The organism is Corynebacterium sp. UMB10119B (assembly GCF_030228125.1).
Taxonomy (GTDB): domain Bacteria; phylum Actinomycetota; class Actinomycetes; order Mycobacteriales; family Mycobacteriaceae; genus Corynebacterium; species Corynebacterium pseudogenitalium.
Genome location: NZ_JASPBG010000007.1, coordinates 67,199 through 89,687, shown reverse-complemented (window position 1 = coordinate 89,687; position 22,489 = coordinate 67,199). Strand labels below are relative to the sequence as shown.

20 protein-coding genes and 2 tRNA genes are annotated in these 22,489 nt (G+C 55.8%); 7 read left to right on the top strand and 15 right to left on the bottom strand.

The window, feature by feature from the left end; all coding sequences use genetic code 11:
• The first annotated feature begins 105 nt into the window (after positions 1-105).
• The 3 genes from QP802_RS07105 (at position 106) to QP802_RS07095 (ending at position 4,117) form a co-directional block, all read left to right on the top strand.
• On the top strand, positions 106-726 hold the full coding sequence (locus tag QP802_RS07105) for an MBL fold metallo-hydrolase (protein ID WP_284818026.1): 621 nt from the start codon (positions 106-108) through the stop codon (positions 724-726).
• Positions 727-808: 82 nt separating this feature from the next.
• Positions 809-1,849, top strand: coding sequence for a DoxX family protein (locus tag QP802_RS07100; protein ID WP_284818024.1), 1,041 nt, complete (start codon positions 809-811; stop codon positions 1,847-1,849).
• A 72-nt stretch (positions 1,850-1,921) separates the two neighbouring features.
• Positions 1,922-4,117, top strand: coding sequence for a HelD family protein (locus QP802_RS07095; RefSeq protein ID WP_284818023.1), 2,196 nt, complete (start codon positions 1,922-1,924; stop codon positions 4,115-4,117).
• Positions 4,118-4,164: 47 nt separating this feature from the next.
• On the opposite strand, the gene QP802_RS07090 is transcribed toward QP802_RS07095, so the two are convergent.
• The 7 genes from QP802_RS07090 to QP802_RS07060 all read right to left on the bottom strand — a co-directional run bounded on the left by QP802_RS07090 (position 4,165) and on the right by QP802_RS07060 (position 12,891).
• Positions 4,165-4,608 carry a universal stress protein gene (locus QP802_RS07090; RefSeq protein ID WP_070362531.1) on the bottom strand — a complete coding sequence of 148 codons (444 nt, stop codon included), beginning with the start codon at positions 4,606-4,608 and terminating at the stop codon, positions 4,165-4,167.
• A gap of 107 nt (positions 4,609-4,715) precedes the next feature.
• On the bottom strand, positions 4,716-5,174 hold the full coding sequence (locus QP802_RS07085) for a universal stress protein (RefSeq protein WP_070362532.1): 459 nt from the start codon (positions 5,172-5,174) through the stop codon (positions 4,716-4,718).
• 18 nt (positions 5,175-5,192) lie between these two features.
• A complete protein-coding gene (gene uvrB, locus QP802_RS07080; protein ID WP_284818021.1) occupies positions 5,193-7,292 on the bottom strand; it encodes an excinuclease ABC subunit UvrB in 2,100 nt (699 codons plus the stop codon).
• Positions 7,293-7,323: 31 nt separating this feature from the next.
• Complete coding sequence (gene coaE, locus QP802_RS07075) at positions 7,324-7,938, bottom strand: dephospho-CoA kinase (RefSeq protein ID WP_256022012.1); 615 nt, start codon at positions 7,936-7,938, stop codon at positions 7,324-7,326.
• Positions 7,939-8,005: 67 nt separating this feature from the next.
• Positions 8,006-9,469 (bottom strand): 30S ribosomal protein S1, encoded by a 1,464-nt coding sequence (gene rpsA / locus QP802_RS07070; RefSeq protein WP_070362535.1) that lies wholly within the window; start codon positions 9,467-9,469, stop codon positions 8,006-8,008.
• A 637-nt stretch (positions 9,470-10,106) separates the two neighbouring features.
• Positions 10,107-12,776: a DNA polymerase I gene (polA, locus tag QP802_RS07065; RefSeq protein ID WP_284818019.1), complete on the bottom strand. Its 2,670-nt coding sequence runs from the start codon at positions 12,774-12,776 to the stop codon at positions 10,107-10,109.
• Positions 12,777-12,817: 41 nt separating this feature from the next.
• Positions 12,818-12,891, bottom strand: a tRNA-Leu gene (locus QP802_RS07060).
• Between the two features lie 144 nt (positions 12,892-13,035).
• Here QP802_RS07060 and QP802_RS07055 point away from each other — a divergent pair.
• The 3 genes from QP802_RS07055 to QP802_RS07045 all read left to right on the top strand — a co-directional run bounded on the left by QP802_RS07055 (position 13,036) and on the right by QP802_RS07045 (position 14,682).
• A complete protein-coding gene (locus tag QP802_RS07055) occupies positions 13,036-13,785 on the top strand; it encodes a sulfite exporter TauE/SafE family protein (protein WP_256042152.1) in 750 nt (249 codons plus the stop codon).
• 133 nt (positions 13,786-13,918) lie between these two features.
• Positions 13,919-14,326: a TetR/AcrR family transcriptional regulator gene (locus QP802_RS07050; RefSeq protein ID WP_350338468.1), complete on the top strand. Its 408-nt coding sequence runs from the start codon at positions 13,919-13,921 to the stop codon at positions 14,324-14,326.
• Positions 14,323-14,682, top strand: coding sequence for a hypothetical protein (locus QP802_RS07045; RefSeq protein ID WP_256001398.1), 360 nt, complete (start codon positions 14,323-14,325; stop codon positions 14,680-14,682). The genes QP802_RS07050 and QP802_RS07045 overlap by 4 nt, the downstream gene beginning before the upstream one ends.
• Before the next feature lie 130 nt (positions 14,683-14,812).
• Here the strand turns inward: QP802_RS07045 and QP802_RS07040 are convergent.
• The 3 genes from QP802_RS07040 to QP802_RS07030 form a co-directional block, all read right to left on the bottom strand.
• Positions 14,813-14,886 (bottom strand) — tRNA-Leu (locus tag QP802_RS07040).
• A 57-nt stretch (positions 14,887-14,943) separates the two neighbouring features.
• Positions 14,944-15,201 carry a HypC/HybG/HupF family hydrogenase formation chaperone gene (locus QP802_RS07035; RefSeq protein ID WP_070362538.1) on the bottom strand — a complete coding sequence of 86 codons (258 nt, stop codon included), beginning with the start codon at positions 15,199-15,201 and terminating at the stop codon, positions 14,944-14,946.
• 7 nt (positions 15,202-15,208) lie between these two features.
• On the bottom strand, positions 15,209-16,333 hold the full coding sequence (locus QP802_RS07030; protein WP_284818015.1) for a reducing hydrogenase subunit alpha: 1,125 nt from the start codon (positions 16,331-16,333) through the stop codon (positions 15,209-15,211).
• Between the two features lie 51 nt (positions 16,334-16,384).
• On the opposite strand from QP802_RS07030, the gene QP802_RS07025 reads away from it, so the two are divergent.
• On the top strand, positions 16,385-16,720 hold the full coding sequence (locus tag QP802_RS07025) for a hydrogenase maturation nickel metallochaperone HypA/HybF (RefSeq protein WP_071573925.1): 336 nt from the start codon (positions 16,385-16,387) through the stop codon (positions 16,718-16,720).
• Here the strand turns inward: QP802_RS07025 and QP802_RS07020 are convergent.
• From QP802_RS07020 to hypB, 5 genes are all read right to left on the bottom strand, one after another.
• The gene (locus QP802_RS07020; RefSeq protein WP_083329511.1) at positions 16,698-17,249 is read right to left on the bottom strand and encodes a hydrogenase maturation protease; all 552 of its coding nucleotides are present in this window, start codon (positions 17,247-17,249) and stop codon (positions 16,698-16,700) included. The two genes, QP802_RS07025 and QP802_RS07020, sit on opposite strands and share 23 nt — an antisense overlap.
• Before the next feature lie 3 nt (positions 17,250-17,252).
• Positions 17,253-18,485: a Ni/Fe-hydrogenase, b-type cytochrome subunit gene (cybH, locus tag QP802_RS07015; protein ID WP_084028583.1), complete on the bottom strand. Its 1,233-nt coding sequence runs from the start codon at positions 18,483-18,485 to the stop codon at positions 17,253-17,255.
• A complete protein-coding gene (locus QP802_RS07010; protein ID WP_070479130.1) occupies positions 18,482-20,221 on the bottom strand; it encodes a nickel-dependent hydrogenase large subunit in 1,740 nt (579 codons plus the stop codon). Before QP802_RS07010 ends, cybH begins: the two co-directional genes overlap by 4 nt.
• Before the next feature lie 38 nt (positions 20,222-20,259).
• Positions 20,260-21,501, bottom strand: a complete 1,242-nt coding sequence (locus QP802_RS07005; protein WP_083329509.1) for a hydrogenase small subunit — start codon at positions 21,499-21,501, stop codon at positions 20,260-20,262.
• Positions 21,502-21,668: 167 nt separating this feature from the next.
• Positions 21,669-22,487 carry a hydrogenase nickel incorporation protein HypB gene (gene hypB / locus QP802_RS07000; protein WP_284818014.1) on the bottom strand — a complete coding sequence of 273 codons (819 nt, stop codon included), beginning with the start codon at positions 22,485-22,487 and terminating at the stop codon, positions 21,669-21,671.
• Positions 22,488-22,489: the final 2 nt, after the last annotated feature.

Sequence of the window (22,489 nt, the reverse complement as noted above, 5' to 3'; positions counted from 1 at the left end):
GATACCTCTTCCAGAAGATCGGTTCATTTTGTTCCGAACATACCAGCGTATACCACTTCGGTAATCACTGTTCTGGCGAAGAAAGAATTGACTAGGGTAGGCACCATGAATTCAGGATCAACTCCACTGCCCCAAATAACACTGCACCAAGTTTCCGTCGGCTCGATGGACAACAACTGCTATCTCCTCTGCGCAGATGGCCAGGGCCTGCTAATCGACGCCGCTGACGACGCGCCGGCTATCCTCGCCATGGCCGAACAGGCCGGAGTCAAGATCACGGATGTATTAACGACGCATCGCCACCACGACCACGTGCGTGCATTGGCTACAGTCCTGGAAGCAACGGGCGCTACACACTGGGCACCGTTCCTCGAGGTACCTGCCCTGCCTGCTCCTGTCGACCGCGAACTCCACGACGGCGACTCGATTTCGTTCGCAGGCCACGAGCTCCCAGTGGTAATTCTGCGTGGACATACCCCAGGTGGCGCAGCCGTGCACGCCGACCTCAAGGGGGTGCCTAACCTCTTTGTCGGTGATTCCCTTTTCCCTGGTGGGCTTGGGAAAACAAATTCCGAAGGCGACTTCGTGCGACTCTTCCGCGATGTCAAAGAAAAACTCTTCGACGCATACCCGGATGAGACAATTGTGTGGCCGGGCCATGGTAAATCCACTACGCTTGGTGCAGAGCGTCCAGATTTAGATGTTTGGTGGAACCGTCGCTGGTAAAAGCGTAATCCGAATGTCGGACGTCACATAGAACGTATATACAGCGACCGGTACGTTGCGAAAAGAAAAGAGGAATGCATTTATGATTCGAAAACTCGCAAGGCCAATGCTCGCGTCCGTCTACATCGTTGACGGTGTTCAGACGCTGCGTGACCCAAATGCCAATAAAGAAAGCACGAAGGCGCTTTTAGATAAGGTCCGCGGTGCCGTTCCGAGCGAGTACCGTGGTCTGATCCCGAGCGACCCGAAGACGGCCGCTCAGGTCGTTGGTGGCATTAAAGCAGGTGCAGGCAGCCTCTTCGCCATTGGCAAGCTGCCACGCACTTCCGCTGCACTGCTCGCTGCGACTGCAATCCCCTCGATTATCGGCCGTAATGCCTTCTGGGAGGCTGACGAGGCGAATGAGAAGCAGCGTCGTCAGACTGGCGCGCTGACCGATGTCGCTCTCGCCGGTGGTGTGCTCCTCGCGACTGTGGACACTGCTGGCAAGCCAGGGCTGCATTGGCGCGCCCAGCAGGCTGCCCGCACCGCGAAGAAGAACGTACAGCAGGCACTGCCTACCCAGTCTGAGACCGAAAAGGCTCTGGGTAAAGCAAGTAACTGGCTGTCCGATACTGCAGATCAAGTGGTCGACTACGTCGATAACAACAAGGATGACTGGAAGAAGCAGGCCTCTAAGTTTGCGGACCAGGCATCTGACGCAGCTGAGGGCTTCTGGCAGGATGCGCGCAAGCAAACCTCCTCGTTCCTTTCTGATGCGGGTGACTGGATGGAGGATGTTTCCGATAGCGCTCAAGACACCTACAAGGACTTGAAGCCAAGCAAACTCCAGCAGTTCAAGGCAAAGCGCAAGGTCAACAGCGTTGTTGGGGATCTCCAGGACAAGCTGGAGAGCCTCGAGCCAAGCAAGTTGGACCAGTTCAAGGCAAAGCGCAAGGTAAAGAAGAGCACCGCGAAGCTGCAGGACCGTGCCCAGAGCGCGGTTGACTCCCTGCAGGATGCCTTCGACAACTTGGATGTTGCGCCGTCAAAGTGCAAGCAGTGGAAGTGGAAGCGTAAGGCTAAGAAGGCCGAAAAGCGCGCGAACAAGCTGGTAAAGAAGGTTCAGAAGAAGCTCAGCTAATCTGACTTTCTGTAGTACACCCCGTGGCCGCATAGTTGTGGTTGCGGGGTGGCTTTTACTTTGAAGGAGATTATGTTCACCGTGTCAGAGCAAGAGGTTGCTCGCGAACAGCACTACGTCGACGGTCTATTTTCTCGTCTTGACGATGAAGTATCGAAAGCCCAAGCCAAACTGGAAGCGGTGCAACGAGATGTCGACCCTGACAACCCAGATTCTGATGCGCTCGTCCGGCGCGAAACCGAATATCATGGGCTGAATGCAAAACTCGATGCACTCAACCTGGCAGAAGTTGGCTTAGTTTTTGGCCGAATTGATGTGGAGGACGAGTCACCGGAGAATCTAGTCCCTAACAGCGACAATCTTGACCGACGCTATATAGGCCGGATGGGCATCGACGCCCCCGAAGACAAGTACCGGACGCTCCTCATCGATTGGCGTGCACCCATGGCACGGTCGTTTTACCTCGCAACGACGGCGCACCCTTCAGGCGTGCAAACCCGGCGAAACATCCGTATGAGGGGCCGCACGGTGGAAGCTATTGACGACGAGGTCCTCTCCGGCACAGGTACGGGCGTTGAAGCCTCGGGTGTCGGATCCGAGGCTGCGCTGCGACGCGCCATGAATCGGCCACGCACTGCGCACATGCAATCCATCGTTGAGACAATCCAGCGTGAACAGGATGCCGTCATTCGTGACGCTACGCGTGGAGTGATGGTTGTCGAGGGTGGTCCAGGTACTGGCAAGACTGCAGTCGCTCTTCATCGTGTTGCGTATCTGCTCTATACTTGGCGAGCGCAGCTGGCGAAGACCGGCGTCTTGGTTCTTGGCCCCAATACCGTCTTTTTGGACTACATCTCGCGAGTTCTTCCGGAGCTCGGCGAGACCGGCGTAGTGCTTTCCACCATCTCAGACTTAATCCCCGGTTTTACCCCGGAAGGTAGCGAGTCGCTTGCTGCACGGGAAGTCAAAGGCTCGATTGAGATGGTCACGATTCTCAAGCGGGCTGTGCAGTCATATGAGACGGTTCCGGAGCGCGCGGTAACCCTTTCAATTGAGAACGTTCCCGTCGCTGCGACGCCGGCCATGGTTAAGGCAGCCAGAACCAAAGCACGACGGTCACGTCGTCCTCATAATGAAGCACGAGCCGTGTTTGCGGAACATCTTTGCGAACTTCTTGCGCAAGCACTTGCCAACACCATTGGTGCGGACCCTCTAGGCGGTGAGAATCTGTTATCTGCTGCGGACGTCGATCAGCTCCACGATGACCTGGCTGAAGAATCCCAGGTCCGAGAGTTTATTGACGCCCACTTCCCCACTCTGTCGCCTGCAGAAGTACTACGCAATCTGCTTGAAGACCGCGACGCAATCGCAGCTGTCGCGTATGACTACGACGACTACACACAAGATGCCCTCTTTCGGGAGCCTGGTGCGGCAACGGCCCCGTCGGATGCTGCGTTACTCGACGAGCTGTCGATTCTTATTGGTAGTAGCCCAGCGGAGGGTATTCGTGACTCCGATGACGATGCGTGGCAACAGCAGGTGGCCGAGGCAGAGGACGCGTTGGACGTCTTGGCTTCATCCGAGTCCACTGACAACGATGACGACCAGTTCGAGGCTGAGATCCTTTCTGCATCAGACGTCATTGATGCGGAAACGCTCGCGCAGCGCCAGGCGAGCACCGATATCCGTTCGACCGCAGAGCGCGCACGCGCAGATCGCACATGGGCCTATGGGCATGTAATTGTAGATGAGGCACAAGAGCTCTCACCGATGGAATGGCAGATGGTGTTTCGGCGCTGCCCATCAAAGTGGATGACATTAGTTGGAGACACCGCGCAGACTTCTTCGCCTGCGGGTTCAGACGACTGGTCAGCAACGCTGGAACCGTTCGTTGGCTCGCGTTTCCGCACGCATACCTTGAGTGTGAACTACCGGACTCCGTCGGAGATTATGAAGTACGCCGCGAAAGTTCTTCACGCGATCGACTCAGAGGCAGCGGTCCCTGAGAGTATTCGAAGCACCGGGCAACCCGTCGAGTTTTGGCCTTCCGGCACCACCCCAGAAACTGTCGCAACATACGAGGATGGGCGCACGACAGCGATCATCGACAAGTCAAATGTCGATGCGATGAAGGGACTCGAATTTGACCATGTAGTACTAATAGAACCCCAAGAAATTATCGACGCCTCTCCGCAAGGTTGGCAAGACCTCTACGTGGCGATGACCCGAGCAACTCAAAGCCTCGCCGTCATCGGTGAGATGCCATAGAACAACCTCCGGCCATGCAGTTGGCCGGAGGTTGTTACATGAAGACGTTAGCTGACGGTATGTACGATCATGACGTCGCAGTCCGATTGGCGAGCAACGTCTGCTGGGACAGACCCCAGCAGGCGACCGGTCAGAGAGTTGATACCGCGGTTACCGACCACCAGCAGTTCCGCATTGTTGTCACGAACAATCGCCATCAGAGCCTCTACTGGAGTACCCGGACGGGTCGCAGTCTGCACGTCTTTTGCTCCGTGCTGTCGCGCATGTTCTGCTGCCGCTTCAAGATTTGCCAACGCGTCCTTGTCACCGAGGATGGTGACCGAATCTTGTCGCAGGCTCTTCGTCGCGTCCGCTTCCGTTTCGTAATACGCGGTACCGATCACTAGCGTGGCACCAAATGCACTCGCCATTTTTGCAGCACGCTCAACGGCGAGCAGTGAAGACTTGGACCCGTCGGACCCTACGACGATGGTCTTGTAGTAATTGGCCATAGCTGTATTCTTGAGACCTTTCCTGATTCAGCTGTCGCTCGCTGGATAACGGTGGCGCCAACAAGCACGGTCAAATTTATAGTACCTGGTTCTCGCGCGGATGAAGGCTAGTCATGGCCTTCAGCTCGGGTGTCAACGAGCATGACATCAACCGGCGCCTTCTTTGCCACGCTACCTGGGATGTTGCCGAAGACTCGACCGGCGAGGGACCGCATTCCTTTGTTTCCAACCACGAGGAGATCTACGCTGTATTCCTTTACTGATTCCAGCAGTACATTCGCAGGCTGGCCGCCACTGGAGACCAAGTTAATCTCTGGTGCCTGTTCTTCGACTGCGATCGCCTTCGCACGCCTCAAGATATCCTCGGCGCCCGATTCCGTCACGATATCGATCTTGCTCAGCTCCGCGTTGGTTGCGTTCAGCATCGAGCCCGACGCTGTGTAGTGAGCACAGATGACTGTGAGCTTCGCGTCATACACGCGGGCCAGGCTCGCAGCAGCACGAACCGCAACAAGCGAAGTTGGTGAACCGTCAGTACCGACAGCAATCGACTTATAGGTATGCATAGATTCCTCGAACCTTTCTTAGTTTCCTGTATCTTTCATACCACGAAGTTCCTTTCGGAGATCAGCAATTTCATCACGCAGTCTGCCGGCGAGCTCAAACTTCAACTCACGAGCTGCTGCACCCATTTGCTTCGTAAGGTCGTCGATCAATGCTTGTACCTGATCAGAGGCCATCTCGGACACGTCTGGCTTCGATACAACTGCGGTATCCGAGGCAACGCCATTTTCAGCTTCACCGTCAGTGTTCTCATATACCTGATCCAAAATGTCGGCAATCTTCTTGCGCAGCGGCTGCGGATCGATCCCATGTTCTTTGTTGTACGCCAACTGAATTTCACGACGCCGCTCTGTCTCACTGATTGCTTCCTCCATCGACTCAGTGACCTGGTCGGCGTACATGATGACCTCTCCAGATACGTTACGAGCTGCGCGCCCGATAGTCTGAATCAGCGACTTGGTCGAACGCAGGAACCCTTCCTTGTCGGCGTCGAGAATTGCAACAAGTGAAACTTCCGGCAAGTCGAGACCCTCTCGCAGCAGGTTGATGCCAACGAGGACGTCAAACTCTCCAAGCCTCAGCTGGCGGAGCAGCTCAACGCGCTGCAACGTATCAATGTCAGAGTGCAGGTAGCGCACCTTTACCCCGTTATCCAGGAGATAATCAGTCAAGTCCTCAGCCATGCGCTTCGTCAAGGTAGTGACCAGCACGCGCTCGTTCTTCTCCACCCGGACGCGAATCTCGTCAATCAGGTCGTCGATTTGTCCCTTCGTCGGTTTCACCGTGACCTTTGGATCGACGAGGCCTGTTGGGCGAATAACCTGCTCAACAAACTCGCCGTGTGCTGCTTCGAGCTCGTAATCGCCCGGTGTCGCGGACATGTACACCGTCTGCCCCACGCGCGATTCAAACTCATCGAAGGTCAACGGACGGTTGTCGACGGCACTCGGCAGCCGGAATCCGAATTCCACGAGGTTGCGCTTCCTCGACATATCGCCTTCAAACATTCCTCCAATTTGCGGGACGGTCACGTGGGACTCGTCGATAATTGTGAGGAAGTCTTCCGGGAAGTAGTCGATGAGCGTCGCCGGCGCCGATCCTGCCTCGCGCCCGTCCATGTGACGAGAATAGTTCTCAATGCCTGAGCAGAAGCCAACCTGCTGAATCATCTCGAGGTCATACTCGGTGCGCATCCGAAGTCGCTGAGCCTCAAGTAGTTTTCCGCGGTTCTCAAGGTCCTCTAAACGGTCTGCAAGCTCTTCTTTGATGGCTTCGATCGCCTTTTCCATTCGCTCTTCAGTGGCCACGTAGTGGGTAGCAGGAAAGATCCGAAGCTCATCTTCTTGGCTCAGCACGTCTCCCGTGAGCGGATGAATGTAATACAAGCTGTCAATCTCGTCTCCGAAGAACTCAACCCGAACCGCGACTTCCTCATACGCAGGAATGATATCGACGACGTCGCCCTTTACTCGGAACGTACCGCGTTTGAAGTCAATATCGTTGCGCTCGTACTGGATATCAACGAGTAATCGAAGGAAGCGGTCACGCTCAACCTCTTCCCCCACGCGCAGCACCACAGAGCGATCAAGGTAGGACTGCGGCGTACCAAGGCCGTAGATACAAGAGACTGACGACACCACCACTACGTCACGACGCGACAGCAATGCGGAGGTAGCTGAGTGACGCAGGCGTTCCACATCATCATTAATGGAGGAATCTTTTTCGATGTATGTATCCGTCTGAGCGATATATGCCTCTGGTTGGTAATAGTCGTAGTACGAGACGAAGTACTCAACCGCGTTATTTGGGAGGAGCTGCCGAAGCTCATTTGCTAGCTGCGCGGCGAGCGTCTTGTTCGGAGCCATCACGAGCGTTGGGCGCTGCTGCTTTTCAATCAGCCACGCTGCCGTCGCCGACTTGCCGGTGCCGGTGGCACCCATGAGGACGACGTCTTCTTCTCCCCGGTTGAGACGTTCATCTAGCTCTGCGATCGCTTTAGGCTGATCACCCGATGGCTCAAACTCCGAGACGACTTCAAAGGGCTTTTCTCGACGCTCGATCTCGCCTACTGGTCGAAACTCCGAATGTGCCAGGACCGGATGCTCTGCTGCAAATGCCATGCAGCTCAGTCTAATGACTCAACCAGATTCCTCAACGTTGATGCTGCAACAATTCTCGCTCGACATAGTCGACCAAAGCATCCACCTGCGGAGCGAGCTCAGACAACGGACCGTTATTGTCAATCACGTAGTCAGCGGCCGCGAGTCGATCGTCGTCATCAATCTGCCGTGCTATACGGGAACGGGCGTCTGCCTCCGATAGACCGCGCGATTGAACCAGTCGCCTCACTCGCTCTTCCTCATTCACGTCGACTACAACAGTGAAGTCCATCTGACGGTGCAGCCCAAGCTCTACAAGCAGTGGCATATCGTACACAGCAACCCGGGCTCCTTCAGCTTCAGCGGCGTCGAACTGCCGTGATGACTCCTTACGAATCGCAGGATGCGTAATCGAATTCAGCTTCTGCGTCTGTTCCTCCGAGGCAAACGCCCGCTGCGCCAGCAACTTGCGGTTCAAAGCGCCGGAAGCGTCCACCAGGTCATCGCCGAATGCAGCAGCCACCTCTTTTAGCGCATCGTTTCCTGGTTGCAGAACATCGCGCGCGATACGGTCAGCATCGACTACGACGAAGCCACGCTCGCGTAACAACGCGGCAACGGACGACTTTCCGCTTCCGATTCCTCCGGTAAGCCCAATTTTCAACATGCGTCACATAATAGGCGAAAACCCCTTCCTGAAATCCAGGAAGGGGTCGTCGATTAGCTAGTAAAGACTAGTTGCCAGCGAGCTTGTCGCGAAGTGCTGCGAGCTGCTCGTCAGATGCGAGCGACCCACCTGCGCTAGCGGTCTCATCCGCTGCCGGAGCTGCAGCGTTGGACTGCGAGGAGTAGTTCGCCTGGTCACCCGCCTGCTCTGCCGCCTCGGCAGCAGCAGCGCGATGACGCTCGATCTGTGCAGTGTGCGCCTGGAAGCGGCGCTCAGCCTCTGCGTAGCGAGCCTCCCACTGCTGACGAGCTTCGTCGAAGCCCTCCATCCACTCGTTGGTCTCCGGATCGAAGCCCTCTGGGAAGATGTAGTTGCCCTGCTCATCGTAGGAATCAGCCATGCCGTAGCGGGACGGATCGAACTCTTCGTTGTAGTCCTCGTCCGCCTGCTTCAGCGACAGCGAGATACGACGACGGTCGAGATCGATGTCGATGACCTTGACCATGACCTCTTCGCCAACGTTGACAACCTGGTCCGGTACCTCGACGTGGCGCTGTGCCAGCTCGGAGATGTGAACCAGACCCTCGATGCCCTCTTCGACGCGAACGAACGCACCGAATGGAACAAGCTTGGTGACCTTGCCCGGCACGATCTGGCCGACAGCGTGGGTGCGTGCGAACACGCGCCATGGGTCCTCCTGGGTCGCCTTCAGCGACAGGGAAACACGCTCACGGTCGAGGTCGACGTCGAGAACCTCAACGGTAACCTCATCGCCGACGGTGACAACCTCAGATGGGTGGTCGATGTGCTTCCAGGACAGCTCGGAAACGTGAACCAGACCGTCTACGCCGCCAAGGTCCACGAAAGCACCGAAGTTGACGATGGAAGAAACAACACCCTTGCGTACCTGACCCTTCTGCAGCTGGTGCAGGAAGTCGGAACGAACAGCGGACTGCGTCTCTTCGAGGTATGCACGGCGGGACAGAACCACGTTGTTGCGGTGCTTGTCCAGCTCGATAATCTTTGCCTCGAGCTCCTGGCCAATGTATGGATCCAGATCACGGACGCGACGCATCTCAACGAGCGACGCAGGCAAGAAGCCACGAAGACCGATGTCGAGGATGAGGCCACCCTTGACAACCTCGATGACCGTACCAGTAACTGGCTGGTCGTTCTTCTGCAGCTCCTCGATGGTGCCCCATGCACGCTCGTACTGAGCACGCTTCTTGGAGAGCAGGAGGCGACCTTCCTTGTCCTCCTTGGTCAGGACCAGGGCGTCGATCTCGTCGCCGACCTGGACAACTTCGTCCGGGTCAACGTCATGCTTGATCGACAGCTCACGGGTAGGGATAACACCCTCAGTCTTGTAGCCGATGTCAAGGAGAACCTCATCGTGGTCAACCTTAACTACGGTGCCGGAGACGATGTCACCATCATTGAAGTACTTGATGGTTGCGTCTACAGCGGCGAGAAATTCCTCAGGTCCGCCGATATCGTTGATTGCGACCTGTGGTGCGTTGGAAGTGCGCATAAGTTAAATGTGCTCCGAAATTGAAATAGGAGATCGTATTTGGACAGGGGCATATCATCTCTTACCAGTGCGGAAAGATCCCGCAATATGAGCCGGTGATGCCCTCCTATTACGACACCACGAGACCTATTGCCCAGATATGCTCGTGCAAGAATATCTCCTTTGCCCAGCTCGCGCAAATATCAACACTCGGATAAATCCCCATCAGGTCGACCGTTAAGGCAAACAACACGCCCTTCACCGAACTCGCCAACTGAGAACACCGTAAGTCCGCCGCACCGCCAATAAGACGCAAACTCGCAGATCAACGCAATACACTCGCCATCCTCCACCCCCTTAATTGGTCAATATTTTGTTTAATGTAGTCCATTTTTGGCCAATTCTCTTACGCTCCCCACAGACGTCTGTTAGTGTTTTCATTGCCACGATCAAGGCGCAGCAGCGATAGATAAGGCCGATCTAGAGCTGTGAAACCTCGCGAGGTGAACCGTGGCACCGCTTCTCGGGGGAACTCGGGGGAGGAAGCGGTTGATGGGGGAAGGCAGTCCCAGACGGATTGAGAAGGAGGCTCTGGGACCGTCTCGGGGCTATAGAGCGGAATAATGGGGGGCCGCTCTATAGCCCCACACTTCCCGCCCTAATGGCCAGCATCTTGCCAGTTCTCTCCGTATCCGGTAGAAACCTCGAGCGGCACGTTGAGCTCAATAGCGCGATCCATCTCCCGCTCAACAATCTCACGCACTTCATCGAGCTCACCCGGAGCGACTTCAACAACCAACTCGTCATGCACTTGCAACAGCACACGGGACTCGTAGTCAGCCAACGCTCGGTCAACGTGAATCATCGCTACTTTAATGATGTCTGCGGCAGTACCTTGAATAGGAGCATTCAGGGCCGCCCGCTCAGCATTTTCTCGGGCGACTCGGTTGTCGCTGTTGAGCTCAGGCAGGTAGCGTCGGCGCCCAAACACAGTTGCCGTGTATCCATCTTTTCTGGCCTTCTCGACGACCGAGTCCAGATAGTGCTTCACCCCACCGAAACGGTGGAAGTAACTCTCCATGATTTCCTTGGCTTCACCTGGCGAGATCGAGAGCTGCGCGGCAAGGCCGTACGCAGAGAGCCCATAGACCAAACCATATGACATTGCCTTGACCCGACGGCGTAGCTCGGGCGTCACGGCGTCGATAGCTACGTCAAATACCTGGGAACCGACGTAGTTGTGCAGGTCTTCGCCATCCTTGTACGCGGAGATGAGCCCCTTGTCCCCGGACAGGTGCGCCATCACTCGCATCTCAATCTGTGAGTAATCAGCGGTCAGTAGATACTCATACCCCTTACCAACGGTGAATGCTGCTCGAATCTTTTGGCCTGTCTCTGTACGGACGGGAATATTCTGCAGGTTTGGATCAGTCGAACTCAGTCGGCCCGTTGAAGTCACGGTTTGGTTGAAGGTTGTGTGAATTCGGCCATCACTGTGTACCGCCTTGATAAGCCCCTCGATTGTGGACTTCATCTTCTGATATTCACGATGTGCCAACAGATGATCAAGGAACGGATGCGGATTCTTTTCTGCAAGCGCCTCGATCTCCTTGGCTGCCGTCGAATACCCAGTCTTTGTTTTCTTGGTTTTAGGCAAGTCGAGTTTGTCGAAAAGAACGACAGAAAGCTGCTTCGGACTTGAAAGGTTGAGAGCTGGCTCGTCGACAAGCGTGCGGGCCTCTCCTTCTACCTGGGCAACCTTGTCAGTAAACTCCTTGCGAAGATTTTCAAGAGCTTCGACGTCAACAGCCACACCGACGTCCTCCATCCTGGCAAGAATGGGTACAAGCGGCAGCTCAAGGTCGGCATACAGCGCGTAAGAGTCGATTTCACGAAGTTCTTGAGCAAGATGTTGCGCCAGTTCCAGCACAGCAACGGCGGCATCAACCTGTGAAGTTTGATCCAACAGACTGAGTTGCTCTTGCCCTACGTCCAACTGTCGCTGCAAGTGACGCTGGTATACATCAGCCAGCGCATAGGTGCGCTGCCCCGGGCGAAGCAGGTAGGCAGCAATCGCTGTGTCATGCGCAATCCCGCTGAGTGTGATACCTCTGCCCCGCAGCATGTGATACATAGCTTTACCGTTGTGGAGGTACTTGGGGTCATCTGACTCCAACCAGTCCTTCAGCGCAACATCCTCTTCAGGGGTTAGCTCCGCTGTTTCGCGTTGGATGCCGTGCCGCTCCTTATCGACGATCCCAATCGCAGTAGCATCGCCGTTTGCCGGCAGCGGACTACCGTCCACATACAGCGCTAATCCTTGACCCCTATGGGAAGCGATCCATGCGTCCAACGGCCCTTCGTCGATCACAACTTCTGGAAGCTCCACAGGCAAATGCTCTTCGGCGTCCCCTTCCGTAGGAAGCGCGGATAGCACACGTTCGCGAAGATTCGTGCCGAACTCCAAAGAATCAAATCGCTTCGCAATAGCACCGATGTCTACGGCCTTTAGCTCCAAGTCATTTGGCGTAACAGGGAGCTCTACGTCGGTGACCATCTGCGTGAGTTCACGATTGAGCTGCACTTGCTCGATACGGTCTCGGAAGTTTTGACCTGCGACTCCCTTGATTTCATCCGCGTGGTTAACGAGTTCTGCAAGCGAACCGTATTGCGTGATCCACTTTGTCGCCGTCTTCTCCCCGACCTTCGGAACCGAGGGGAGGTTATCAGACGGGTCTCCCCGAAGCGCCGCAAAATCCGGATACTGTGCCGGAGTCAGCCCGTACTTCTCCTCGACCTTGTCCGGAGTGAAACGTGTCATCGTCGAAACCCCGCGCATCGGGTACAACAGCGTCGTTGAATCGTCTACCAGTTGTAGGTAGTCACGGTCCCCTGAAACCAAGACAATTTCGAAATCCTGATCAGCGCGAGCCAGGTGCACCAGCGTCGCCACGATATCGTCAGCTTCAAAATTCTCCTTCGACAAGCTGATGATTCCGAGGTCCGCAAGACACTCCTGAATCAGCGGAACCTGCCCCTTAAACTCTGGCGGAGTGGATTCGCGCTGAGCTTTGTACTCCGGAAAACGTTCCGTTCGAAACGTCTTGCGCCCCACATCGAACGCCACACCAATATGCGTCGGTGCTTCTTGCGCCACAACGTTGGCGAACATCGACAAGAAGCCATACACCGCATTCGTTGTTTGGCCACCGGTCGTCGAAAAGTTTTCAGCAGGCAGAGCGTAGAACGCTCGAAATGCCATGGAGTGTCCGTCAATGAGCAATAACCGTTTCTTCACGGCCCCTAGTGTAGACGTACGTCCCGACATGACGACTCAAACAAGAAAACCCGGCTCGTGGCCGGGTGTTGTGCCCCAGGTGAGACTCGAACTCACACTGGACGGGTTTTGAATCCGTTGCCTCTGCCAATTGGGCTACTGGGGCGACGTCGCAAAGTATATAGCAGGCAGGCGCTCCGGCGTGAATCGCAGCGCGAAATCACCTAAATCGCCAGTTCACTGCGGGTATCTAGAATCTGTCAGGTAGGGTGATGAGCGCCGTATAGTGAGTAGAGCGCAGGAGGGCACAGTGACACCAGTTCTGATGGGGATTTTCCTGGCCATATTTGCCGGTGCAGCGCTCCAACGAATTTCAGGAATGGGGCTCGGACTAATTGCGGCCCCCGCACTCTCTGTCTTACTCGGCCCGGTATCCGGCGTGCTCATGGTCAACGTATTAGCCACCGCCAACGCGATTGCCAACACCTATTCCATGCGCGAGCGCGTTGATTGGAAACGCTTTGCCCCAATTGCTGGAACCCTTGTTTTGGGTGCGGTACCCGGCGCATTCCTCATACGGGCAGTTTCAGCTAGCTTGCTTCTAATCATCGTTGGCGTTCTATTGTTGATCGCGCTCGGCACAGTGACGTTGGGAAAGCGCTACATACCGAATATTGAAGGCACCGTACCTTCTGTTATCGCAGGTTCAGTTGGTGGTTTCATGAACACGCTGGCGGGAGTAGCTGGCCCATCAATCACCGTGTACGCTCATGCGGCACGCTGGCCTAAGGAGATCTACGCAGCTACGCTCCAGCCAATCTTCCTGGTCAGTGGCGCTCTCTCTTTCGCCATTAAGGAAATCACTGGTGCAGCAAACCTCTCCGCGGTGACTCCTGAAACGTGGGTGGTTGGCATTGTTGCGATGGTGCTGGGCATCGTCGTTGGCACCCGCATGGCAGCACGAGTGCCGGTACAAGTGGGATACCGTATCGCGCTCGCTTTGGCGATTTTCGGTGGGTTCACCGCACTCGTTCGCGGGTTGCTTGGTGCCGGAGCGTAGCCCCCAAACCAACACAATTGCGCGCAGGAGCCCGAACCGCACAGCGCCTATTTGCTGTCTGCCCCAAGCACCACAATCACTGATCTGACATTCGGGTAAGACTTTCTCCGAGTAATGGACATTTCATTCCCGAATGAATAGTATGAAAGTCATGGGTAGGCCACGAGAGTTTAATGAAGATGAAGTAGTTCGTAAGGCGATACAGCTTTTTGGCGAACAGGGATTCACAGCACTGTCTGTTGACACAACCCTTTCGTACCTTGGGTTAAATCGTTCAAGCTTCTACAAGATCTTCGGATCCAAGCACGGCCTTTTGAGAACCGCGTTGGAGGCAGTTTGCCAAGGCGCCAAGGCCGGTGAAGTGACACCCGAAGCCAAGAGCCTCGTTGCAGTCACGCTAGTGGAAGTAGCGCCCATGAACCAAGAGCTACGGCCCCTGATCCTCGAAGCAAACGCTCTTTGCTTCGAGGAGAATCCGACGGCACTTGGCAAGCACCTGCTAGACCGCGCGAGCGGTAGACCGATAGGAGAAGCACGATGAGAAACAACAATCTCGAGTTCACCGACACAGCCCTTGTCGTTGAACTACTTGGCCTGGACAAGATTTGGTCGCTCAAAGGATGCATCGACATCCCCTGGGAACATGTACGCGGAGCCACGCACGACCCGGGCATGAAGAACGAGCCCAAGGGGTTTCGCTTTCCTGGATTAAGGATGGGAGAAAAGCTGGCAGGAACTTTCCACTCAAATGGTGAAAAGTTGTTTTGGAATGTCAGCGGATTCGAAAACACAGTTGTTATCGAGCTAAAAGACGAGGAATTCGACCGTCTGGTTCTCACAGTTGATGACCCTGTAACAGCCGTCGAACGCATCAACGGTCTGGCCTCAGCAAAATAGAGCTATTAGCGGATACATAACAAGGTAAAAAATATTCGCTAGCCGTTGAAAGAGACGTGCGGAGGTATATAAGTCAGCCGTATCTAGGCAAGGAGCGGGGTCGGAGAAAAGACTCCGACCCCGCTCCTTGTGCCCCAGGTGAGACTCGAACTCACACTGGACGGGTTTTGAATCCGTTGCCTCTGCCAATTGGGCTACTGGGGCGTGCCTGCTCAATATAGCGCACGGCGCGAGCAGAACAACAATCGGACGCCGTTAAGGTCAGCGCACAGTAGAGCCGGGTTGGTTTGGTAGCAGATCAAACTCATCGATCGCCTCGAACGAGGCCTGCGCGTCATCTTCCGAAATGACGTCCATCGCGAATCCATTCTGGATGAGCACCCACTGCCCCACCTCAACTTCTGGGAGATATGCGAAGCAGCATGGCCGCTCCTCACCCTTCATATCGATGGCCCCCATCGGCATGGGGCTGGACAGGTCGCCAGTGCTGAGCACTTTCGCTGGAACTCCAAGACACATCGCTACATCATTTCCTTTCAATGTTGATGTTCATGGCGCCTTCCGGTGCCGAGGTGCACGGCAGGCAAGGGTCTGCGCTACGGATCGCATGCTCCATCTCCGCGGAAGTCGATGCCTCTGTGAGCATCCGAGCAAGCCATCCCTCATTTTGCGCGGTAGGGCTCAAAATCTGGCAATCGATCAGATTGCCGTCTTCCACAGTGTAGCGGTGCACCAACAAGCCTCGAGGACCATCAACGATGCCCGTTACGGTGCCATCGCGCAGTGAATTATCGACGACGACCGGCTCAGCCAACAGCTCAGGAACCTGCAAAAGCTTTTCGATATCGTCGAGTACCGAGCGCACAAGCGCAAACTGGGCGTCGCGCGCGCTCAGATGGGGGAATCGCGCAACTGGGCCTACCCGGTAGTCGCGCCAGTGGCCGTCGATAAGTACCTGGGGCCGCGGGGTGATAGCACCGGGGTGCTGCTCTCGAACGTGCTCATAGAAATCATGCGCTGGGAACACATGCAGCTCACCCTCGAAACGCGCGGCAATGCACTCTCCTAGTGGATCTGCTGCGCCGTCAGCATCACACGCGAAAAGGTCGGCAAGCTTTGGAGGATGCTGTTCCACAGGCTCAACCGGTTGGGAAGGCAAGAGACTACGGATCGTCGAGACGCCTTCAGCTGCGCGCTTGACCTCATCGGCATCGGCGTGTGCGTGCACTCCCCCAGGAATCGCAACATCGGGAAAGTGACCCGGACAACCGGCGGCACGCAGCACCAGCTTCGCAAACTTGCGGATCTCTAATCCGTGGTCAGGCAGCAGGCGCGGTGCGAGCGTGTCAAGGACCGAACCCGCATGAAGAAGGCGCCGGAGCTGCACGGCCTGCTCGCTCATCGAATCGCTCGACCCAACAAGTTGGTCAAGTGCTCGCATCCCCGCCAAGTGGTGCGTTACCGGGCACAGCCCACAGAGTCGCGTCACGATAGTCGGAACTTCGCTCGCGCGCTTGCCCACTAACAGCTTGTCTACGCGCGGCACGCCGGCGATGTCGAAGCGTGCCGTGCGTTCACTTCCCTCGCCTTCGACAATAACTGTCGCTGCAAGCGGATCGATGACGGCGTCAAGAAACAACTTCTCTGACAAATTCCATGCTCCTTACTCGCGTTGCCTACCCCAATTGAACATAATGGGGGTATGCATGAATTGAGTCTACTTCGCGGGGTAATCGATGCAGTGAACGAGTCGGTGCCCGGCCGAAACGTCCTGGCGGTCGGTATGAAAGTAGGCACGCGCTCCGGGGTTGATGTGTATGCGCTTCGCCAAGCATGGGATCTTGCACGCGTCGATACAACGTGTGCTCAAGCCCGGCTCGACTTGGACATTATCCCCGCGGCAGTCTGGTGCCCTCAATGTGAAGATACCGTCGAGATTGACGAATACTTCGCGCTGCGATGCCCTAAATGTGACACCCCCACTGCAGATCTGCGTGGGGGTGACGAGTTCCAAGTTACTTGGGTTGATGTTGAGTAGCTTCTGCTGTCCACTCCTTTAGCAGCTGCCGGGCCCGCTGCACTGCTTCTGGAATTGCAGCACTGGTCTCCTCACTCAGCGATGTACGGAATTCGACGTCGCGCGCCGTGATACCCACAACCGCCACGTTGTCGGGTTCTTGACCTGTGAGGCGCGCGGCGCTCAACAGGTCCAGCAGTCCCACCTGGTGAGGCGATAGCTGCTGTTGCAATAGGCGCGGAATTTGATCACCGACGAGCACAGCCACATCACCTGGCTGGCCCTGTTTGAGCCCATCGAGCACCAGCAGGTAGTCGGCGTCCTGCACCATGGGTAGGATCTCCATGCCAGACGTTCCTCCATAGATGAAGTTCACACCCTGGATCGGGTCCGCCTCAAGCTCGCGGAGGATGGCCAGCCCAACTGCGTCATCCGCCATGATCTCGTTTCCAATGCCAATGACGTTGATAGTGACGCCATCAAGCGTCACCAGCTCAGGCGATGGCACCGGGACATCTGGCGCAGGACGAAGCTTCCTCGTGACCGTCATACTCTACTCAACCTCAGGACCGTCAACCGGCTTCGTGCCCTTCGGCAACCAAACACCGCCGTTGATCATTGCAGACAGGCCACCGTGGCGCTCCGTCGCATCGGCACGGAACACAAGGTAGACGTGCAGAATGACGAAAGCCCAAATAATGAACATGATCAATGCATGCACCAAACGGAAGTATGGGATGCCGATCCATTCCACGGGTGCAGCCATGAGCCGCCAGAACCAGCTATCCTGCTTTGGCAAACCGAAAAGCGCAAGACCAGAGTAAATCTGCACCATGCACATGGCGTAAATGCCCGTGTACGCCGTCTGCTGGAGACCATTGTGGCCAACACGTGGTGGCGGTTCGTTCGTAAGGAGCAGGTAGTATTTCGTCTGCTCCCACATCAACTTCAGATCATCTTGGCTTCGCACTGGCCACAGTGCCCGCCACTTCATCTGTCGTGTTTGAGCGAACACCATAATGGCTAGGCGCCAGATAGACAGTGCGATCCACGCGAAGGCTGCAATGAAGTGGATGAGACGGTTCCAGCCCATGAGCATTCCGGCATCGTGAGCATTCGAAGGACCGAAGAATGGATCCATGATGTAGTAACCAGTGATCGTCATCATGATGATCAAAATCATGTTGATCCAGTGCTGCCAACGCAGTGCAACCGGCCACATCTCGATGCGGGTGTAGCCGCCCTTGGATACAGGACGCGGACGGACATGGTCGCCGATGCCGAATGCAATATAGCCTTTGAGTACAAATTCACCGGTCTTGTCGCCATCTACAGGTGCAACGGCGACACCCATGCATCGATTGCCGAACTTCGAAACAGTGTCGACGTTCTGCATCATCGTCTTCATCTCATGCTTATCCCATGCAGATGCTTGAACTACCGATGCAAGGTCTCCACGCATGACCGCTACGTCCTGGCGCTCGCCGAGCAACTTTGCGTTACGCACGACCGAAAGCGAGTACTTTCGGCTTGGCGTCGCGGGGCTGAAGCTCTCCACGGTGCCGTAGACGTAGTCGGGGTCAACAGCACGCAGCAGCGCCTGATCAACAGGATCTGGCGAGTTTGCCGGCTGCGACGATGCCAGGCGCAACAGTGTTTCCGCACCGATATCGTCTATCGGCCGTGATTCTGTGACGCTCAACACCAGATTTTTATCTGGAGCGATCTTGCGAGTCTCAGGCACGCCACCCGAGCTCGAAGAAGCACGGTTTAGCTGGGTGCTCATTGCGTGATCACCTTCACAAGTTCATTGCCTTCCGTGTCCAGCAGGTGCACAGCACAGGACATGCATGGATCAAACGAGTGGATGGTGCGAAGTACCTCTAGCGGTTCCTCTGGGTTGGCCAGCGGGTGCTTGCCATTCGCCAGAGATTCCTCGTATGGGCCCATCTTGCCCTCAGGATCACGACCACCGGCCAGCCAGGTGGTCGGCACGACGGCCTGGTAGCGCTCCGTCTTACCATCCTTGATCTTGGTCCAGTGGCTGAGAGAGCCACGGGCGACTTCCATCATGCAGAAGCCTTCTGATTCCTTCGGCCAGGAAGAAGGTTCCCACTTGCTGGAGTCGAAGACGTCGTAGTCACGCTTGCGCAATCCTTCGATGAACTCGGGCAGCAACACATTGGTCATGGCCTCAGAAGTCGTTACAGCTTCCAGAGCACGAGCCAGCGTACGGCCACCGGTCGAATTCAGCTGTTCGAGCTTAATGCCGAGCTTCTTCAGCGCATCATCAACGAGGCGCTTCGTGCTTGGCTCGTTCTGAGCATATGCGAGCAGGATACGGGCAACTGGGCCAACCTGAACGACGTGGCCGTCGTAACGCGGCGCCTTAGACCAGGTGTACTCCTCGTTATCGCCGAGCCATTTATACGGCAATTTAGGACCGGTGTAATCGGCGATAGTGTCGCCCTCAAATGGGTGTTTGCCTTCGTTCTTGTCATCCTGTGCGAACCATGCCGAGGAAACGTATTCCTTGAACAGGTCCGGATTGAGCTCATGGACCTTGGAGTAGTCACCGTTGAGCAGTACACCCGGAGTGATGTCCGTGTGCGTGTACCCCATGGTTCGCTCCATGTGATCACCACGAACTGTTGCGCCAGCCATACCAACCGCGAGGAAGTTCGGGGCAGCCGCACCAATATCAAAGTAGTCCTTGTACACGCCCATGATCGCCATTGCGTCAGGCAGGTACACACCGTTGATGAACTCATGGATCTCTGCGACCCAGTTCTTGATTTGGTCAATCGAAACCTGGTTGACCGTCTCTGACTTATCCTGATCGATCGTGCAGGCCATACCCCCGACGAGGAAGTTCGGGTGCGGATTCTTACCGCCAAACACCGTGTTGATGCGGATAATCGAGCGCTGGAACTGCAACGCATCGAGGTAGTGCGAAACCGCCATCAAGTTTGCTTCTGGTGGCAGACGGTAGTCCTCGTGGTCCCAGTAACCACCGGTAAAGATAGAAAGCTGACCGGAATCAAGAACCGAGTTCAAGGTGTCTTTCACCTGCTGGAACTTGTCGACGGAGTTGAGCTTCCAGTTTGAACCAATCGATTTCGCAAACTCGACTGCCTTCTCTGGGTCAGCCTTTGCTGCGGAGACAACGTTCACCCAGTCAAGGGCGTGCAGGTGGTAGAAGTGCACAACATGGTCGTGGATTTCCTGGCTTGTCAGGACGAGGTCACGAATAAGCTGCGCTTGCTTTGGGATGTGGCTTCCAATCGCATCCTCGACGGCAACAACACTTGCCAGGGAGTGGACGCCAGTGCAAACACCACAGATACGGCCAACAAACGCCCAGACGTCGCGTGGATCTCGACCTTCTACAATCTTCTCAATGCCGCGGAACATCGTAGTCTCGCTCCAAGCGTTGGTGATGGTGCCGTCTTCGACTTCCATCTCCATGCGGAGGTGACCCTCGATACGCGTCAACGGGTCTACAACAACTCTTTCAGCCATTTTTAGTTGCTTTTCCTTTCAATCGTCGTGAACGCCGCTTACGCGGATGGGTTGGGTCGGTGGTGTCCATCAGTATCGGTGGTGGTCGCGAACGCCTGATCACCTTCTGCCATAAGTGCCGAGATATCCTCGGGACCGTCTTCTTCGCCAAAGGCCGCAAGAGGCTGAACTTCGCCACTCTTGCGACGGATGCCAACCTCCTTGACTACGCTGAGTGCGCCATGGACTGCGGTACCAGCGGCGGCGACACCGATGAGGCCGAGGCCAATCTTGCCAGCGGAAGCTTCTTGACCGAATGCACGAACATTCGGCAGTTCCTCGTAGAACGGAGTAAACCGGTCAAAGAAGTCCTTTTCCGTACAACCAATGCACGGGTGACCAGCGCCGATCGGCCAGCCGGACTTGAGGTTCCATTGGATGATCGGGCATGGCGAGAAGGTCGATGGCCCCTTGCAACCAACTTCATAGAGGCACCAGCCATTACGAGCGCCTTCGTCATCAAACGTGCGCACGAACTGGCCCGCATCGAAGTGTGGACGCTTCGGACAGGAATCGTGAATGCGCTGATCGTACGCAAAGAGTGGACGACCCTCTGCATCCACCTTTGGTGGCTCACCGTGGGTCAGCAGGTAGGTGATTGTTGCGGTGATAACTTCACCGATAGGCGGGCAACCAGCCACGTTGATGACTGGCTTATCCTTGATAATTTCGTCAACACCCACTGCCCCGGTCGGGTTTGGACGAGCAGCCTGCACTGAGCCATACACTGCACATGCACCCACGGAAAGGATTACGGTTGCGTTCTCTGCGGCTTCGCGGAGAACTTGCTCGGCGCTCTTGCCGCCGATCTGGCAGTATGCGCCACCTGCACCAGTTGGAACAGAGCCGTTGACCACCAGAATGTGCGGTTCCTTGTTCATCTCTTCCAGTGCCTGCTCGGCTGCGTGCCCTGATGCAGCCATCACGAGCTCGTTGTAGTTCATCGACAGCTGGTTCAAGACGAGGTCCTCAACTGTGGAGGAACCGGAACGAAGCACCGACTCCATACAGCCGGTGCACTCCTGTAGCTGAAGCCAAGCAACCATTGGCTTCTTTACATCACCGAGCGCCTCGGCAATTACCTCAGTCTCTTCAGCGTTGGCGCGTGAGGCAAGCGGCGCACCCACTGCAAACACTGCAGCCATAGAGCTGCACATTTTAAGGAAGTCTCGACGCTTCACCCCCTTCTTCGACAGGTTTTCCCAAAGCGTTCCACTCTGCCAAGTGTCTTGTAGAAGCATCGATTTTCCCTCTCATGCGAGAGCCATGTGCCGGCACATACTCCGGCCCATACCCCTCAAATGAACGTGTACAGATTCCATCAGCGGTCAAGCTGCATGCTTAACGCATCTATAGGGCCAGGGTATCAAGACATGAAAGTAATTCCGGTGTCGTGAAGTCGGCAGGGCTAGAAATCTACCCCCGATTGGGACATAAGCCACTCATTCCACTCGTCTAATCCTTCCCCGGTTGTAGCTGAGGTAAGGATTACCTTCACTCCAGGATTCACCTTCTCAAGATTTTCCTTGAACAGATCGAGATCGAAATTCAGGTAAGGCAGCAGGTCAACCTTGTTTACGACGACCACTTCGACACTCCGGAACATGACCGGGTACTTCAGCGGCTTATCCTCCCCCTCGGTAACTGAGGCAACCATTACCTTATGATGCTCTCCAACTTCAAATTCAGCCGGACACACTAGGTTGCCAACATTTTCAATCAGCACCATATCGACATCATCGAGGTTGAGCCCCTTTAAAGCATGCGCAACCATCGGAGCATCGAGGTGGCACTCGCCCCCAAACCCGTTCCCGGTATTGAGCAGACTTACCTGTGCACCGAGGTTTTCCAAGCGCTCTGCGTCTAACGCAGTTTCGATGTCACCTTCTATAATCCCGAAACGGATTTTGTCCGCGAGCGCTTCCAAGGTTTTACGCAGCAGCGTCGTCTTTCCTGCTCCCGGGGAGCTCATCACGTTGATGCAAACCACGCCGTGCTCTTCAAACGCGGAACGGTTTGCGGCCGCTTTTACATCGTTTTCCGTGAAAATATCCTCAAGCACCGCGATGCGTTCACGTCCAGTGTCATACCCAGTGTGGTCTCCGTGCTCAGAGTGCTCCGCATCTACTCCCACGTGGAGGTGATCGTGTTCGTGGTGGTGCGTGTGATCATGCGAATGATCGTGGCTGTGAACAGTCCCGTCGTCGTGGCGGTGGAAACGTCCCATGC

Coding starts and splice junctions, on each gene's coding strand:
- QP802_RS07105 (WP_284818026.1), top strand. CDS start 106: ATGAATTCAGGATCAACTCCACTGCCCCAAATAACACTGCACCAAGTT.
- QP802_RS07100 (WP_284818024.1), top strand. CDS start 809: ATGATTCGAAAACTCGCAAGGCCAATGCTCGCGTCCGTCTACATCGTT.
- QP802_RS07095 (WP_284818023.1), top strand. CDS start 1,922: ATGTTCACCGTGTCAGAGCAAGAGGTTGCTCGCGAACAGCACTACGTC.
- QP802_RS07090 (WP_070362531.1), bottom strand. CDS start 4,608: ATGGCCAATTACTACAAGACCATCGTCGTAGGGTCCGACGGGTCCAAG.
- QP802_RS07085 (WP_070362532.1), bottom strand. CDS start 5,174: ATGCATACCTATAAGTCGATTGCTGTCGGTACTGACGGTTCACCAACT.
- uvrB (WP_284818021.1), bottom strand. CDS start 7,292: ATGGCATTTGCAGCAGAGCATCCGGTCCTGGCACATTCGGAGTTTCGA.
- coaE (WP_256022012.1), bottom strand. CDS start 7,938: ATGTTGAAAATTGGGCTTACCGGAGGAATCGGAAGCGGAAAGTCGTCC.
- rpsA (WP_070362535.1), bottom strand. CDS start 9,469: ATGCGCACTTCCAACGCACCACAGGTCGCAATCAACGATATCGGCGGA.
- polA (WP_284818019.1), bottom strand. CDS start 12,776: ATGTCGGGACGTACGTCTACACTAGGGGCCGTGAAGAAACGGTTATTG.
- QP802_RS07050 (WP_350338468.1), top strand. CDS start 13,919: ATGAATAGTATGAAAGTCATGGGTAGGCCACGAGAGTTTAATGAAGAT.
- QP802_RS07045 (WP_256001398.1), top strand. CDS start 14,323: ATGAGAAACAACAATCTCGAGTTCACCGACACAGCCCTTGTCGTTGAA.
- QP802_RS07035 (WP_070362538.1), bottom strand. CDS start 15,201: ATGTGTCTTGGAGTTCCAGCGAAAGTGCTCAGCACTGGCGACCTGTCC.
- QP802_RS07025 (WP_071573925.1), top strand. CDS start 16,385: ATGCATGAATTGAGTCTACTTCGCGGGGTAATCGATGCAGTGAACGAG.
- QP802_RS07020 (WP_083329511.1), bottom strand. CDS start 17,249: ATGACGGTCACGAGGAAGCTTCGTCCTGCGCCAGATGTCCCGGTGCCA.
- cybH (WP_084028583.1), bottom strand. CDS start 18,485: ATGAGCACCCAGCTAAACCGTGCTTCTTCGAGCTCGGGTGGCGTGCCT.
- QP802_RS07010 (WP_070479130.1), bottom strand. CDS start 20,221: ATGGCTGAAAGAGTTGTTGTAGACCCGTTGACGCGTATCGAGGGTCAC.
- QP802_RS07005 (WP_083329509.1), bottom strand. CDS start 21,501: ATGCTTCTACAAGACACTTGGCAGAGTGGAACGCTTTGGGAAAACCTG.
- hypB (WP_284818014.1), bottom strand. CDS start 22,487: ATGGGACGTTTCCACCGCCACGACGACGGGACTGTTCACAGCCACGAT.